The organism is Prochlorococcus sp. MIT 0603 (genome assembly GCF_000760215.1).
In the GTDB taxonomy this organism is placed as follows: domain Bacteria; phylum Cyanobacteriota; class Cyanobacteriia; order PCC-6307; family Cyanobiaceae; genus Prochlorococcus_E.
This window is the reverse complement of sequence record NZ_JNAW01000003.1, coordinates 175373-190467: the sequence shown is the minus strand read 5'-3', so window position 1 is coordinate 190467 and position 15095 is coordinate 175373. Positions and strand designations below refer to the sequence as shown.

Annotated in this window: 17 protein-coding genes and 1 pseudogene; 9 read left to right on the top strand and 9 right to left on the bottom strand. The window is 37.1% G+C overall.

All coding sequences use genetic code 11. The annotated features are described in order from the left end of the window. From EV07_RS06975 to EV07_RS06960, 5 genes and pseudogenes are all read right to left on the bottom strand, one after another. Positions 1-290: pseudogene (locus EV07_RS06975) on the bottom strand (iron uptake porin); the annotation flags it as partial. A gap of 101 nt (positions 291-391) precedes the next feature. Next, the gene (gene glyQ / locus EV07_RS06970) at positions 392-1273 is read right to left on the bottom strand and encodes a glycine--tRNA ligase subunit alpha (protein ID WP_036918773.1); all 882 of its coding nucleotides are present in this window, start codon (positions 1271-1273) and stop codon (positions 392-394) included. A gap of 240 nt (positions 1274-1513) precedes the next feature. Then, positions 1514-1654: a hypothetical protein gene (locus EV07_RS09915; protein ID WP_206537153.1), complete on the bottom strand. Its 141-nt coding sequence runs from the start codon at positions 1652-1654 to the stop codon at positions 1514-1516. A gap of 76 nt (positions 1655-1730) precedes the next feature. After that, positions 1731-2756, bottom strand: coding sequence for a S1C family serine protease (locus EV07_RS09280; protein ID WP_052043745.1), 1026 nt, complete (start codon positions 2754-2756; stop codon positions 1731-1733). Next, entirely contained in the window at positions 2711-3127 is a 417-nt protein-coding gene (locus EV07_RS06960; RefSeq protein WP_036918770.1) for a hypothetical protein, read from the bottom strand. Before EV07_RS06960 ends, EV07_RS09280 begins: the two co-directional genes overlap by 46 nt. Before the next feature lie 306 nt (positions 3128-3433). Here EV07_RS06960 and EV07_RS06955 point away from each other — a divergent pair, with 306 nt between their 5' ends. Next, entirely contained in the window at positions 3434-4504 is a 1071-nt protein-coding gene (locus EV07_RS06955) for a chlorophyll a/b binding light-harvesting protein (RefSeq protein WP_036918768.1), read from the top strand. Positions 4505-4921: 417 nt separating this feature from the next. On the opposite strand, the gene EV07_RS06950 is transcribed toward EV07_RS06955, so the two are convergent. From EV07_RS06950 to EV07_RS06935, 4 genes are all read right to left on the bottom strand, one after another. Continuing rightward, a complete protein-coding gene (locus EV07_RS06950; RefSeq protein ID WP_036918765.1) occupies positions 4922-5101 on the bottom strand; it encodes a Nif11 family protein in 180 nt (59 codons plus the stop codon). A 344-nt stretch (positions 5102-5445) separates the two neighbouring features. Continuing rightward, on the bottom strand, positions 5446-7278 hold the full coding sequence (locus EV07_RS06945) for an ArnT family glycosyltransferase (RefSeq protein ID WP_036918760.1): 1833 nt from the start codon (positions 7276-7278) through the stop codon (positions 5446-5448). Positions 7279-7313: 35 nt separating this feature from the next. Next, positions 7314-8402 carry a glycosyltransferase family 4 protein gene (locus EV07_RS06940; protein ID WP_036918757.1) on the bottom strand — a complete coding sequence of 363 codons (1089 nt, stop codon included), beginning with the start codon at positions 8400-8402 and terminating at the stop codon, positions 7314-7316. 2 nt (positions 8403-8404) lie between these two features. Further along, a complete protein-coding gene (locus tag EV07_RS06935) occupies positions 8405-9361 on the bottom strand; it encodes a DMT family transporter (protein ID WP_036918754.1) in 957 nt (318 codons plus the stop codon). Positions 9362-9414: 53 nt separating this feature from the next. Between EV07_RS06935 and sppA the strand changes: the two genes are divergently transcribed. The 8 genes from sppA (at position 9415) to EV07_RS06900 (ending at position 15095) form a co-directional block, all read left to right on the top strand. After that, positions 9415-10224, top strand: coding sequence for a signal peptide peptidase SppA (sppA, locus tag EV07_RS06930; protein WP_036918751.1), 810 nt, complete (start codon positions 9415-9417; stop codon positions 10222-10224). Positions 10225-10247: 23 nt separating this feature from the next. Then, on the top strand, positions 10248-10622 hold the full coding sequence (aroH, locus tag EV07_RS06925) for a chorismate mutase (RefSeq protein ID WP_036918748.1): 375 nt from the start codon (positions 10248-10250) through the stop codon (positions 10620-10622). Positions 10623-10715: 93 nt separating this feature from the next. Next, on the top strand, positions 10716-11300 hold the full coding sequence (locus tag EV07_RS06920; protein WP_052043747.1) for a DUF2808 domain-containing protein: 585 nt from the start codon (positions 10716-10718) through the stop codon (positions 11298-11300). A gap of 50 nt (positions 11301-11350) precedes the next feature. Further along, positions 11351-11488, top strand: a complete 138-nt coding sequence (gene rpmH, locus EV07_RS09430) for a 50S ribosomal protein L34 (RefSeq protein WP_072013341.1) — start codon at positions 11351-11353, stop codon at positions 11486-11488. A gap of 27 nt (positions 11489-11515) precedes the next feature. Continuing rightward, on the top strand, positions 11516-11902 hold the full coding sequence (locus tag EV07_RS06915; protein WP_036918746.1) for a ribonuclease P protein component: 387 nt from the start codon (positions 11516-11518) through the stop codon (positions 11900-11902). Further along, positions 11899-12300 carry a PH domain-containing protein gene (locus EV07_RS06910; RefSeq protein ID WP_036918744.1) on the top strand — a complete coding sequence of 134 codons (402 nt, stop codon included), beginning with the start codon at positions 11899-11901 and terminating at the stop codon, positions 12298-12300. Before EV07_RS06915 ends, EV07_RS06910 begins: the two co-directional genes overlap by 4 nt. Before the next feature lie 89 nt (positions 12301-12389). Continuing rightward, positions 12390-13532 (top strand): membrane protein insertase YidC, encoded by a 1143-nt coding sequence (gene yidC / locus EV07_RS06905; RefSeq protein WP_036918742.1) that lies wholly within the window; start codon positions 12390-12392, stop codon positions 13530-13532. Between the two features lie 84 nt (positions 13533-13616). Then, positions 13617-15095: an AAA family ATPase gene (locus EV07_RS06900; RefSeq protein WP_036918740.1), complete on the top strand. Its 1479-nt coding sequence runs from the start codon at positions 13617-13619 to the stop codon at positions 15093-15095.

The window sequence follows — 15095 nt, the reverse complement described above, 5'->3', positions numbered from 1 at the left end:
TTTACAAGTGCAGCAGCCTCAAAACGAGTAAGAGCCTGACCACTCTTGAGATTTTGTGTGTAGGCATTGTCTACACAGCCATAGCTCTCACTTAAATTTTGAAGAGCAGTATATGCCCAATCTCCTGGTACAACGTCAGAGAATTGAACAGATTTAACGGCTTGAGCTTGATTAGGGCTCTTGGCATAGTTGGCAACATCATTGATGTTAACTTCAGCTGCAGTAGCAGCTAATGGTGCCAAAAGACCTAAAGCAGCTGGAGCCAGCAGCAATTGCTGGAAAAGCTTCATTTTAGGATTCCTCACAATAAGCCCACTAATAAAATGGGCTATCAAATTTTAGCATGATTAGACGCAAAAAGCACTTATTGCTGTATCAAATGCTGCTAATTTTAATCTCCTGGGCAAGTCCCTAAAAGAGGGAATCCCATGCTTTTTCTTTCTTCAAGCCATAACTCTGCAACTTTGCGCGCTAAATTGCGAATACGGGAAATTGTTGCTGTTCTTTCAGTTACTGAAATAACCCCTCTTGCCTCTAAAAGATTGAACGTATGGCTACATTTTAAAACATAGTCTAGAGCTGGCAAAGCTAATTGATTAGATATTAGAGATTGAGCCTCTAATTCATATAAGTCAAACAATTTATTTAAAGTGTCAGGATTGGAATCTTCAAAATTGAATTTGCAATTTGCTTTTTCAAAAGATAGCCAAATATCGCCATAACTATATGAATTATTCCATTTTAAATCCCAAATGCTTTCAACACTTTGAAGAAACATAGCAATCCTTTCTAAGCCATAAGTGATTTCTATTGAGACTGGACGACAATCAAGTCCCCCGCATTGTTGAAAATAAGTGAATTGTGTAACTTCCATGCCGTCTAACCAAACTTCCCATCCAACACCCCATGCCCCAAGTGTAGGAGACTCCCAATTGTCTTCTACAAATCGAATGTCATGTTCTTCTTGCCTAATGCCTAGCTCTTTAAGAGATGAGAGATATGTCTCTTGGATTTCATCTGGTGAAGGCTTTATAAGAACTTGGTATTGATAATAATGTTGAGCTCTATTGGGATTATCGCCATATCTTCCATCAGTTGGTCTTCTGCATGGCTCAGGGTATGCAACAGCCCAAGGTTCTGGCCCAATTGCTCTTAAAACAGTATGAGGATTCATTGTTCCTGCACCCTTCTCAGTGTCGTAAGGTTGCAGTAAAAGACAGCCTTGTTTGCTCCAAAAGGCATTCAATTTTGAAATTATGTCCTGAAAGTACACTAGATAGTCCCCCGCTTGATTTTGGGTTTTTTAATGGTGGGTTTTGGTGGTTTTTTTATCATTAAAATAGCTAATGACGACAAGGGATCTCTCTTTGCAAATCCCACCGTTGATGGGTTAAATCTAGCTTAGCTACACATAGATAATAATTTTGGTGGGTTTTTAAATGAATAAATTAAAGGGGATTTTGCAGTTTTTAAATATATATAAGAATGCTTTTTTAGCTAATTAAATGTACTTCTAATAACTACTGGCTAAATCACCTGATTGAATCTCGCCTAAAGAACCCCCTTCTAGTCTTTCTAAACATTCATTTTGCATTGCAATATGAGCTTCTGGTTTTTGATTCTTAGTGGTGAGATTCTCTCTTTTTGACTGCATCGCTTTCTTGTACTTCATGCTGATCAGAATTTGCTTCTAAGCAAGGATCTATCTCATTCAAGAAATTAGAATCATTTTATATAAAGTTTCCACATCTATTAGTCTCTGTCTGAAAGAGATTAAGCCACTTAGGCAACCAATTAATCTCTTTGCTTTCTTCTGGGGCAACTGCATCAACTGCTCTAAGGATATCTACAATAGAAACAGCAAAGTTTAGATTCTGCCCTTTCCCTCCTGCTCCAAGATAATTAAATGTATTAACTCCTACAACTTCTCCTCTTGAATTGACGAGTGGGCCTCCACTATTGCCAGGGCTTATTGCTGCATCTGTTTGAATTAAAGTTACATAACTAGGTGCAACACCTTCTAGTTTGCCTGCAGGGTATCTAATGGCACTAACTATTCCTGTGGTAACTGTTCCTGCAAGTCCACTTGGGGAACCTAATGCAACAACTGCTTGTCCTGGAGTTGGATAGTCCGCATAGCATAAAGGAAGTGGTTTAGTTCTCTTCATACCTTCAGAGCTAACCAAAGCAAAATCCAACTTTCTATCTACATATACAACCTTTCCATTGGCTTTTATTCCTCCTTGAGCAACTATCTGAAACTTCTTATCTCCTCCAGCAACAACATGTCTATTAGTCACGATAAGTCCTTTGTTATTAATTAAGAAACCACTTCCTAGGCCTCTTTCGTTTTTTAGCATTACTACTGATTGAAGTGTATTTTCTGCGATTTTCTCAATTGAAATTGCATTCTTGCTAACTTTTGTTCTTGATATTTTAAACTCTGGCCTTGTCCATGATTTTATCCCTTTAGTATAAAGTTGCTTTAATGAAGATATTGTTCCACTACCTATTGGGATGACAGCACCACTGCTCCCTTTTAATTTTAAATTGACTTCAGTATTTTCATTGCTTTTTTTTATTAATTCTACAAAAGATTGAGGTAATTGGAATTCGCCACTATCTCCATATAATCTAAAACTTTTACTAGCAACAAATAGCTCTATAACATCTGGTAAATCATTGTAAGATGACCTTTGATATGTACAAGTTAAAAGCCCACATCCTCCAGCTGAATAGGTATATCCTCGCAGCATATCGGTTGTCCATTTAGGACAACTCTCTCGCTACCTCCTGACCATAATCCACTTTTGTAATCTCTATCAAAAACAGCAAGTTCATATTCACCATCTAGTAGGGATGTAACTTTGACTATTTTTGAATAAGGAAGCTTATCTCTGGATTTTGACTTCCAATCAATATCTTTGACAAATTCAATTACTTCTAACCCTGACTTTTTGTCAATTGTTTTGGTCCCTTTAGATTTATCGCATGATGGATGATCTTCCCAAGCAGATGACTCGCAATCTATTTTGACCTCAGATAATGCCCCTATCCCATTGATCATTCCAAAGGAGGCAATAGATAAGGCGAATAATTTAGGAGAGACTTTCTTTAAAACCTTCAAGGTGCATTTTTGAATTCAAAAAGCTTTCTAGCAGGAAAAGATAGAGGAAACCTCTTTTTAGGAAAAGTTTGTTGCTTAAATAAGACTAGAAAAGGCTTTATAGAGCCGATATGTTTGAATCCTCTTTTTAAATGCCTCCCATTGCGTTGAAGACTCTTCAGGAAGAAAAACTTGATTTTCCTTGAAATAGACTTTATATGGCTGGTCTAAACTTTGACTTTTAAATACAGACCTTTAACAAAACGAGCATAAGAATGTGATCCCTGTAACCTTTGGTCATGTCTACCCATCGGAACATCTAAATTTATGCAGACCTATGGTAATCCAGACGTCACTTATGACTTTTGGGCTGGTAATGCATCTGTTACCAATCGATCTGGGCGATTTATAGCCTCGCATGCTGCGCATACTGGGATGATCGCTTTTGGAGCAGGTTCTAACACATTATTCGAACTTTCTCGCTTTGACCCTTCGTTGCCTATGGGTGATCAAGGGTTGATATTTCTTCCTCATTTAGCATCAGTAGGTATTGGCTTCGATGAAGCTGGGGTCTGGACTGGAGCTGGTGTGGTAACCATCGCAATCGTTCATTTAATTTTGTCAATGGTTTATGGAGCAGGAGGATTAATGCATGCCATTTACTTTCCTGATGACATGCAGAAAAGTAATGTTGCCCAAGCTAGGAAGTTCAAATTGGAATGGGATAACCCAGACAACCAAACCTTTATCCTTGGCCATCATCTAATACTTTTTGGCCTTGCTTGTGCATGGTTTGTTGAATGGGCAAGGATACACGGAATATATGACCCAGCTATTGGTGCGGTTAGACAAGTTAATTACAATCTTGATCTATCAATGATTTGGGAACGCCAAGTTAATTTCCTAAATATTGATAGCCTTGAAGATGTAATGGGAGGTCATGCATTCCTTGCATTTGTTGAGATTACTGGTGGATGCTTTCATGCAATTGCAGGTTCTACAAAATGGGAAGATAAACGCCTTGGGGAATATGACAGGTTAAAAGGAGCTGGTCTTCTTTCAGCAGAAGCAATTCTTTCATTTAGTCTTGCTGGCATCGGCTGGATGGCAATTGTTGCAGCTTTCTGGGTTTCTCAAAACACCACGGTTTACCCCGTTGAATTTTATGGAGAGCCACTAAATCGTGCTTTTGTAATTGCCCCAGCTTTTGTTGACTCAATAGACTACAGCAATGGAATTGCACCTTTAGGACATTCAGGACGCTGTTGGACAGCTAATTTTCACTACATTGCAGGTTTCTTTGCTATCCAGGGGCATCTTTGGCATGCACTTCGTGCAATGGGATATAACTTCAAGGAAATTGGAGCTAAATTGAACTTCAGTACAAGTTCAAATTAACTTTCTTTGCATATACTAAAAAAGGCCTCGTTTATACGAGGCCTTTTTTGTTTTATACTATATTAATAAATAATTGGAAAACCATTGAATTTAAATTCTATAAGTGATTCAATCTCAAAAGATTCTTAATGATTATTATGATATTTATTAATTCAATGGGATTGAAATTTTATAATGAAGAAAATAATTAAAAGAAATGAGTAAACTTATAAAAGAGAAAGAAGAATCTCCTAAATTACAAAAACTAGTTTTACTAATTTTTGGATTAGGACCAATAGTTATTATGATCCTTTACCTTGCTTCAACGGGCTTCTTTGATTCCCCTTGATTTTAATGTCTCCCAAGAGAATATATTTAGACTTTAGCAAAGTACTCCAATTAAGATTTAAAAAGAAATAACAAATAATTTTAATTAATTTACTCTCCCCAACGCCTTCCTATGTCAAACCCCCATGACTTGGCAAGCTTTACGACCTGGTCATGTGAAATGCATTTCTCTAATTGAATTTTTCGACTTGGAATTTTTTCAATAGAATCAATTAAAGCGTTAAGAGCATTGACTTTTTCAATGAATTTATTGAGATCTTTTCTAGACATAGATTCAGCCTTTTCAGGTAAGGCTTGATAAGATTAATCTTTTTGCATTCGATTTGAAAGCAGGATTAGCAAATTCATTTAAAGAGGGAGTTGTCAAGAAAAAAGATCATGACTCTTACCTTCTCGATCGATCTGGACGACATGATAAGCTTTCTTTAGGTTTCCTTTATATTTGATGCTCTTATGACAAGCGCTTTGTCAAAGCAGTCATGCATCTTATGCGTCAAGAGGGATAGGCTCAGATTGACTCATGCTTTAGTAATGGCAATAAGGGAAATTTCGTCAAGAAAAACTTAGAAGAAACTTTTCTGTTGATAGTTATAAGCGAGATGAATTAATTAGGATTAGAATCTTTCGTTTCGAGGCTTTCTCCAGTCTGAAACAACGCCTTCCTTTTTTAGAAGGATTTCTCTTTGTTTAAGAGTTCCTATATCTAGACGCAAAAGCTTATAGATACCAAAAGAACTAATTTCCTTTGCATTCATTCCTTGCCAGTGCGGGTAATCATTTGTTTTCTTGTCTATAACAACAAGTACAGTAGGAGACCTCCCCTCTGAAAAGGTTGTTTCGTTAGTCCACTCTGCTCTATTCTCTTCACGTAATCTTTCAGATAAGTTGACAAGTGCTACTACATCATTTGATTCGTAAAATATTAATTTATTCGCATAAAAATGAAGAGAGGGCTTCTTTATACCAACCATTGCTATTGGTTCTTCATTTTCCTTGTGTAGCAAAGTGAGCTGTTTTGCAACTTCTCTAATAGGCTTTTGACGTAAGCCATCTGCAAGTTTCCAGATCGGAAGCATTACAAAGATTTGAAAAATAATAAATGGCAATTGAAGTAATATTAGATTTCTCGACTTTTTCCCTATCGCGAAATAAAGGCTTATAAATGCAGGTAAGTAAAAATATATAGCAGCTCTTGTAACTAAACCACTTTCTAATAATTCTGATGCAAGTTCAGGCATTTCAGGATCATTTATAGTGTTAATCCATATTTCGGGATTTGAAAGTAATATGGCCATCAAAAACATGAAAAAAGATATTGACAAATAGTGAATTGAAACTTTTCTATCATCATGGATACTTTTGCCTGACGATAAAGCAATAATTATTGCAGCAGCAGGAGTTGCAGGAAGCCAATAACTAGGAAGCTTCGTGGCTGCAAATGTAAATAGTATAAAAACAGAGATGAGCCAGCTGCCTGCAAAATTAAGTAAAGAATTATCTGTTTTGTTTATATAGTAGCTTCTATTTGGACTTAATATTTTATAGAAGTAGTTAATTAAACCAGAGATTAGAAAAGGTGTAAATGGAAATGATGCTATTAATAGCATCATTACGAAAAACCACCATGGTTGAGAATGACTATTTACAACTGATGTTAATCTTTGAAGATTATGGTAACCAAAGAAACTATCAAAGAAAGGCTTCCCTTCAACAATCAACTCGGCTATATACCAAGGACTACTTATTAGAACGCTAATACACAAACCTTTTAATGGTTTAGTCTTTTTTATTAGAGTTAAATAATCCTTTTGAAAATATCCAAAAATAATCAAAGTCATTAATGTTAAGACTATTGCAACTGGCCCTTTTGTAAGAACAGCTAATCCCAGTACGACCCAAGCACTCCACCAATTATTAGAACTATCTTTGTAAACATATGTTCTCCAATTGAGAAGTAAACTTATTCCTAAGGTGCAGCAAAGAAGCGCATCGCTAACTGCGATGCGGCCCCATACAATAACTATTGGAGACAGTGCAAATGCAAGTGACGCCACCAGAGCTGTCCTTCTTGGAAAAGTATTATTTCGCACTGGATGTTTCATTAATGTGTCGCCAAGGAAAAGCATCATCATCAGGCTCGACATAGCAGAAGGAAGTCTTGCAGCCCAAGTTCCTAGTGGATCCCAGAGGTCATGTCCTGGTATGGAGTAAAAGGATCCCATTAACCAATAAATCAAGGGAGGCTTGTCAAACCTATTTAATCCATTAACTCTTGGAGTAAGCCAATTACCTGTTTCACTCATTGCTCTGCTTGCAGCAGCAAATAGAGGAGGTGTCTCATCGATTAAACCAGTTGATCCAAGTTGAAAAATAAAAATAAAAAAACCAAACAAGAGAATTGCAAATATTCCTTTCTGGTATTCAGATTTAGAGATAAATGACTTCACTTTGACTTTAGATATATTTTAAAGAATATGTGTATTTATTTAATTGCAATTTCATTTGTAATCCAACAATGAATTCTTTTCGCAAGTTGTTGATAAGAAGAAGATTGAATAGCCCATTCTCTGCAATCTTTTCTATTGATTTTGTTTGCTTTTAATACAGCTTCTCTTAATTTATCAATATCGTCTGGAGGAACTAACCAACCTGTAACGCCTGATTTAATTAGTTCGCCAGGCCCACCCCGGTTATAAGCAACTACTGGGACTCCACAACCCATGGCTTCCATTACAACATTCCCGTAAGCTTCATTCCACTTTGGCGTATTGATAAGTACTCTACAAGCTCCCATTTGAGATTGGAATTGATGAGTGTTTAGGAACCCTCTCCATTCAATTGTTCCTGGAGGTACAGAGGCCTCAATTTTAGAAGCATAGTCATTATTTTCGATGAAACCCCAAACCAGTAAAGTATCCCCTAGAGATGCTGCGACTTTTGCTGCATCCTCTAATCCTTTCTCTGGAGCAACTCTTCCAGCCCAGCCTATAGGTCCTGTTGAATTTGCTTGAAAATCATAATCTCTAAAATCAAATCCATTCCCTACAATAATAGGCTCCTTCTCTAATCGATAGTCTGAAGCTTGAGTATATGTATGAAATGCTAATCGAGAATGATGTGTTTCAGATATATTTTTAATAGTATTTTTTATTATCTTAGAAACACCTCCCATGCTAATTAAATGAAATATATTTGCATTTATATATGGAGTAATCCATATGGGTAACCAGTCATAGGATAAATTTAGGATTGCATCATATTCTTTAGATAGATTAATTGCTATCTCTAGAAATTTAGGAAGTATTCCATCCATAGGTATTTCAATAGGGGAATCATCCTTTTGCTGTTGCCAACTAACTTGATCTACCCCTTTAACTTCTATAATATTAGCCTTCTGACAAGAAGAAGGTAAAGAAGATCCTTCTGATGCAATTATGGTAATTTCATATCCCATCTCTAATAATCCTTTTACTATAGAGACCAAAGTTAATTCAACACCACCACCTCTTCCGCTCCCGATAAATCCAATAGGAGTACTAATGATAATTAATTTTAAATGTTGTAAATCCATTCTTATATATCTTTTGAAATACCACCATTAAGATTAGTCCAAGGCTCCCATAACCTAGACCGTTGGCTAACTAAAAACACAGAGAAAAGAACAAAACAAACACCAATCCATTGTATTGAATTAAGTCTTTCTCCTAACCAAACACCTCCTGAAATAAGAGCAAATACTGGGGTTAAAAATGCAAGGGCACTAAAACTTGTAAGTTCTTTTTTGCTTGCAAACCAAAAAAATAATCCATAAGCCAAAGCGCTCCCTAATAAAGTGGTATAGGCCATTAAGCTCCAGTCATGGAAAGACCAATGAGGGAATAGGGGCCATTCCCGATCAAAATAATGAACCAATGCCAAAGGAATACTTCCAATTACCATGTGCCATCCGGTTACAGAGACTGGGTCACTTCCTTTACAAGTAAAACGAATTAAAACAGTTCCTATAGCCATTGCAATTGCAGCACATAACATCCAAGTCTCTCCATTATTTAAAATATTAAATCCAGAAACTTCTTCTCCCATTAAGAACCAGTTGCCTAATAAATCTGGCGAAATTCCTATACAAGCTATTCCTCCAATCCCTAAAGTCAAGCCAATCCAACCAATAGGATTAATAGGATCTCCAAAAAGAGTTCTAGCTAGTAATGCAACGATTAATGGTTGAGAATCAATGAATACAGAACCTAATCCTGCGCCGGTTTCCGCCAAGCCTCTTGCTAAGCAAAATTGAAATAAGCTTCCATCAATTAACGAGAAAGCTACAAACCATAACCAATCAGTTTTTGCAATTTTTAAAGGTCTTTTGAGGCAAAATGCTGCTAATAGAAGTACCACTCCAGCAGGGAAAAGCCTTAAGGTGGCTACAACCTCAGGCCCACCTGATTCAACCAATGGTGACATGGCTGCCATTGCAGTCCCCCATAATGCGAAGGGTAAAACCATTAACAACCAATTCAACTTTTCAAACATGACCACACTTTGAAAGCTTTTTTTTAAGATTCAATGGAATACGTACTAAAGAAATGATCTGGCCTTGGCGTCGCAAATCCAAAAAAAGGATGGCAAGAATAATTATTGATGGACCCATAGGAGGTTCCACAAGAAAAATTGTTCTTAAAGCTATTCGACAAGTTGAAAAAAGAGAGTTCCCAGCTCTTCTTCTTCGCATTGATAGCCCAGGAGGCACTGTTGGTGACAGTCAGGAAATACATGCTGCACTACTTAGACTTCGAGAAACGGGATGTCATGTTATAGCAAGTTTTGGCAACATATCAGCTTCTGGGGGCGTTTATATAGGAGTTGCTGCTGAGAGGATTATTGCAAACCCTGGAACCATTACAGGTTCAATAGGCGTGATTCTTCGTGGCAACAACATTTCGAAGTTGCTTGAACGTATAGGCATTCAATTTGAAACAGTAAAAAGTGGTGTGTTTAAGGACATCCTTTCACCGGATAGAGCTCTTACAGCTGAAGAACGTTCTCTTCTTCAATCACTTATAGATAGTAGTTATGGCCAGTTTGTTAAAGCAGTTGCACAAGGAAGAAACCTTAGCGAGGAATCAGTAAGAGCCTTTGCAGATGGAAGGGTGTTCACTGGTGATCAAGCAAAAGAGCTTGGATTAGTAGATGAAGTTGGAGATGAAAATGATGCAAGGCTTTTAGCGGCAGAGCTTGCAGACCTTGATGAAAAACTCCAGCCAATTACTCTTGGCCGTCCAAAGAAAAAATTAATAGGTCTTTTGCCCGGTGGGAGTATGATTGCATCATTAATCGAACTAATAAGTATTGAATTTTCTACTAATGGTCAAATCCTCTGGCTATTTAGACCATAAGTTATAACTGAAAAAGAAATTAAATGAACATTCAATCTATAAGAGGAGCAACTACATGCTTAAACAACACAGTAGAAGCTATTGAAGAAGCAGTTAATGAGCTTGTCGCTGAATTGGTAAACAGGAATAGGCTTCAACCTAGTCAAATTATTTCTGTAATTTTTTCAGTTACAACTGACCTAAATGCTTGTTTCCCTGCAAGTATCGCGAGAAAACAAACCGGATGGGAAACGGTCTCTTTAATTGATTGTCAGCAAATGTTTGTGAAAAATGATCTGCCTAAGTGCATCAGGATACTTGTGCATGTAAGACTCTCGGAAAATCAAGTTCCTAATCATACTTATTTAGGAAAAGCGAGTATCTTAAGACCAGACAGATCTATAAAGGCATTGCCTTAGATTTTTGTTCTTAATAGATCCAATCTGAAAGCTTCAAATTAAGAATTAGTATCTTTGAAGCTTGAACCCTTATTCATTACAACCTATTTAAAAATGCGTCAGATCTCCAATAACTCAACTTTCAAGAATTCGGCAAAGAAACTATTAAGTTCATCTTTGGCAATTGGGGCATTGTTTGCAATTGGAACAATTCCAAATAATCCTAGTTTGGCAAATACAGGGATAGATTTCATGTGGGATCCTGACCCTAATTACGTCAGACTTAAATATGTACAATCATCCAAAGAAAAAAGAGATCGTTCAACCTACTATCTGATCTTAAGGTCTAAAAATAGAAAAACTGGTATTTTAAAATTAACAATTAAAGTACCAGATTATTTTGAATCAAAAATCAAACCTGAGAAACTAGAATTTTGTAGAGCACAGGTAGGAGGATATAGCACAAGAACAAAATGTTTAGAAACTATTCCTGGCATTATAGAAGTCAGTAAAGATCAGACAGCTATTGACTTCTATCCAGATCAGCCAATTCCAGTAGATAAAAAATCATACGCTTTGAGGATGAAGATATTCAACCCTAATAGTGCTGGAATGTTTCAATTCCATGCTTATGCTCAATCACCTGGTGCTGTACCAATATCTGGGTATGTTGGGTCTTGGAACATTGCAATCGAGTGAGCTGATAAATTAGATAGGCTTAAAAAATTTCTAAATAAGGCAGCATTCTCATGACAAAAAGAACATTTGGTGGAACCAGTAGAAAAAGAAAACGCGTATCAGGCTTCAGGGTTAGGATGAGAACCCATACTGGGAGAAGTGTTATTCGTAGTAGAAGAAGGAGAGGTAGATCTCGTATAGCTGTCTAATCATCAAAAACTTCCTAAGTAATTAATATGGTTCTACCCAAGGCAATGAGATTAAAAGGATATAAGTGTTTTGACTATATACATAAGTCATCCAAACGTTTTAGAGGTGCTTCAATGAGCCTAAAGGTTAGTAAAGCTAGAAATAATTTAATAAGAGGCTCTAAGGAAACCATGGGAAGTAGCTCTTGCAAATGTGCAATTTCTATAAGCAATAAAGTTAGTAAAAAGGCTGTTGTGAGAAATCGTTTGAGACGACGACTCCATGATCATTTAAGAATGAGACTTTTTAACAAGAAAGATTATTGTAATTATTGGACTTTGATTAGCTTAAGTCCAAACTGTTTGCGAAAATCCCCTTCCACATTGCTCAAAGAATGCGATAAGTTACTTAGTGAGGCTGGATTGCTTCAATGATGAAGTCTTCTGAAATAGTCTTTTATGAAGGTGCTCCTGCCAAGGAAGATCTCGTTTTGAATCTACTTGCAGGAATTACTTTAATTGGGCTTCCTTTTACTTTTGGAGCTTTAGTAAGGGCTTTATGGGTTCGCTTTAAGATTACAAATAAAAGAATTTCTGTTACTGGTGGGTGGATGGGTAAGGATAAATCCCAAATAGCTTATAGCCAAATTAAAGAGGTTAGGTCAATTCCAAGAGGACTTGGTTCATATGGAGATATGGTTCTAGTTATGGAAGATAATGCAAGACTAGAACTGCGTTCTATGCCAAACTTTAGAGAAGTTGAGAATTTTATTAATCAACAAATTAATCAAACAAGTTCACGAAAGTCATCATTAGATGCAACTGGGTTCTGAACTTCAATTAAATTCACCAAATCCTTAAGGAGCTTATTATCTTTTATAAATAGTGGCATGCGCCTTTTGTCCTTTCTTTTTGAATCATCGTGATCGGGTACATCTCTGACAACCTCCTAATACCGATTCTGGATTTCTTCTATGGCTTGTTTCATAGTTATGGATTAGCAATAGTTGCACTGACAATAGTAATTCGACTGGCTCTATTCCCTTTAAGTGCTGGATCTATAAGAAGTGCTCGTCGGATGAGGATAGCCCAACCTGTAATGCAAAAACGTCAGGCTGAAATTAAAAGTCGTTACGCGAATAATGCACAAAAACAGCAAGAAGAACTTTCCAAGCTTATGGGCGAATTTGGAAGTCCACTAGCTGGTTGTTTGCCTCTTTTAGTTCAAATGCCAATTCTATTTGCATTATTTGCAACCTTAAGAGGGTCTCCTTTTGCAGATGTTCCTTATCTAGTTAATTTGAAAATACTTCCACCCGAGCAGGTGGCCACAGTAGAACCTAAGCCATTTACAAGCCCTAGGCATTCTATTTTTATTACTGACAAAGATCACTTCCCTGTTATTGCATCTCTACCTGGAGGCACGAAAATTGGAGCTGGAGATTCCGTAAAAATAAAACTAGAGACACTTTCAGGAGAAAAATTTAGCAATGTCCTAAACAACTTTGATAACGGCTCCAAATTCTCACCAACTTGGAAGTTAACTAAAGGGGCTGATTTGGCAACTGTTTCTCCTGATGGAACGGTTACTGCAAAGTATCCAGGTGATGCAACTGTTGAAGGCAAGATCCCTGGCCTTGCTGCTAAAAGTGGCTTTTTATTCATCAAAGCACTAGGTCAAGTAGGCTTTTATGTAGATGGTTCAATTAACTGGGACATAGCAATTTTAGTTGGGGGATTTGGCCTCACGCTTGTTATTTCTCAAGTTCTTTCTGGTCAAGGGATGCCGCCAAATCCTCAACAAGCTACAGCACAAAAAATAACGCCAATAATGATTACAGGGATGTTTTTGTTTTTCCCTCTTCCTGCTGGAGTGCTTTTATATATGGTAATTGCAAATGTTTTCCAAGCTTTTCAAACATTTCTCTTAAGCAAAGAAGCTCTGCCTGAAAACCTTCAAAAAATACTTGAAGACCAGCTTAGGAATAAAGGGAAGGTTGCCATGTCTACTGAAACTATTTCTGATTCAGAACGACTTCCATTTGAACCAAAAAGTAACAAGTAGAACCTACGAATTTAGAAAATTGCAGTTTTCCTTCTAATTTAAAAAAAATTAATTTGCTTATAATTCAACATGCTTAATTAACTTATGCAAACCTGGAATGAACAATTTGATCTTTTAGTTAAATCAAGAACTCCATTAATTCTTGTTAGGAGTCGTGAAGAAGAAAGACTTGAGACTTTAGTAAAGGAATCAACTAAAAGATTGTCTAATTTTCGTCTTGCAACTTGGGATTATGTTGAGGGTTTAACAGGCATACTCAATTCAGAAGGCATAGGCGCAAGGCAGCCAATGGCAATTCTTCAATGGCTTCAAAATGTAGATCCATCCTTGCCAACAATTCTTCTCGCAAAGGATTTTCATAGATTTACTGAAGATGCTGGCATAGCAAGAATGCTGAGAAATCTATCTTCAGAATTTAGAAAAAAGCCTCATACAATTGTTCTTTGTTCTTCTGATTGGTCTCCATCAAGCAATCTGGATGACACTCTGACCATTCTTGACTTGCCTTTGCCGCAAGAGAATGAATTAAAAACTTTACTTAGAAATATTGCAACTGCAAGTAATTCTGACTTAAATAAAGAAACCCTTGAAGAGCTTACCCATGCATGCAGTGGCCTTAGTGAAGTTAGAGTTCGACAAGTTGCTGCAAAGGCACTAGCTCAACGAGGCAAGTTGAGTAAAGAGGATATTAGTGAAGTCTTAGAAGAGAAGCGTCAGGCTGTCGCTCGCAGCGAAGTTCTTGAATATTTTGAAACCAAGGCCTCACCTTCTGACATAGGTGGTTTAGATGCCCTTAAATCATGGCTTGATCAACGTCATGAGGCTTTTTCAGATGAAGCAAGGGATTTTGGCTTGCCTTTACCTAGAGGTGTATTGCTTATTGGCCCTCAAGGAACAGGCAAATCATTAACAGCTAAAGCAATAGCCCATAGCTGGTCAATGCCTCTATTGAGACTTGATGTTGGCCGCCTTTTTGCTGGTCTTGTAGGAGCCAGTGAAGCAAAAACAAGAGAAACAATTCAATATGCAGAATCAATGGCGCCATGTGTTCTCTGGATAGATGAAATTGATAAAGGGTTTGGAGGGGATGCAAGGAGTGATGGAGGCACTAGCCAGAGAGTCTTAGCAAATCTTTTGACATGGATGGCAGAAAAACAAAGTGCTGTATTTGTTGTCGCAACTGCGAATGGGATTGATCGAATGCCAGGAGAATTGCTTAGAAAAGGACGGTTTGACGAAATCTTCTTACTGGATCTTCCAACACAATCAGAGCGATATAAAATTCTTGAACTTCATATAAGCCATAGGCGTCCTAATTTAAGTTTGCCTATTGAGACAGTTGTTGACCGTACTCAAGGTTTTTCTGGAGCAGAACTTGAACAAACAGTTATTGAGGCAATGCATCATGCCTTTTCTGAGAGGAGAGAACTTATGGAAACAGATTTAATACTTGCTGCTACTCAATTAATACCTCTTTCGAAAACAGCAAAAGAACAACTTGATTTCCTAAAAGACTGGGCCTCTTCTGGTAGAGCAAGACCAGCATCACTTAATATCCATTAG

What these genes read in the sequence shown, in the direction of transcription:
- EV07_RS09915 (WP_206537153.1), bottom strand. Translation starts at nt 1,654, where the DNA reads ATGCAGTCAAAAAGAGAGAATCTCACCACTAAGAATCAAAAACCAGAA.
- EV07_RS09280 (WP_052043745.1), bottom strand. Translation starts at nt 2,756, where the DNA reads ATGCTGCGAGGATATACCTATTCAGCTGGAGGATGTGGGCTTTTAACT.
- EV07_RS06955 (WP_036918768.1), top strand. Translation starts at nt 3,434, where the DNA reads ATGCAGACCTATGGTAATCCAGACGTCACTTATGACTTTTGGGCTGGT.
- EV07_RS06950 (WP_036918765.1), bottom strand. Translation starts at nt 5,101, where the DNA reads ATGTCTAGAAAAGATCTCAATAAATTCATTGAAAAAGTCAATGCTCTT.
- EV07_RS06940 (WP_036918757.1), bottom strand. Translation starts at nt 8,402, where the DNA reads ATGGATTTACAACATTTAAAATTAATTATCATTAGTACTCCTATTGGA.
- EV07_RS06935 (WP_036918754.1), bottom strand. Translation starts at nt 9,361, where the DNA reads ATGTTTGAAAAGTTGAATTGGTTGTTAATGGTTTTACCCTTCGCATTA.
- sppA (WP_036918751.1), top strand. Translation starts at nt 9,415, where the DNA reads ATGATCTGGCCTTGGCGTCGCAAATCCAAAAAAAGGATGGCAAGAATA.
- aroH (WP_036918748.1), top strand. Translation starts at nt 10,248, where the DNA reads ATGAACATTCAATCTATAAGAGGAGCAACTACATGCTTAAACAACACA.
- EV07_RS06920 (WP_052043747.1), top strand. Translation starts at nt 10,716, where the DNA reads ATGCGTCAGATCTCCAATAACTCAACTTTCAAGAATTCGGCAAAGAAA.
- rpmH (WP_072013341.1), top strand. Translation starts at nt 11,351, where the DNA reads ATGACAAAAAGAACATTTGGTGGAACCAGTAGAAAAAGAAAACGCGTA.
- EV07_RS06915 (WP_036918746.1), top strand. Translation starts at nt 11,516, where the DNA reads ATGGTTCTACCCAAGGCAATGAGATTAAAAGGATATAAGTGTTTTGAC.
- EV07_RS06910 (WP_036918744.1), top strand. Translation starts at nt 11,899, where the DNA reads ATGATGAAGTCTTCTGAAATAGTCTTTTATGAAGGTGCTCCTGCCAAG.
- EV07_RS06900 (WP_036918740.1), top strand. Translation starts at nt 13,617, where the DNA reads ATGCAAACCTGGAATGAACAATTTGATCTTTTAGTTAAATCAAGAACT.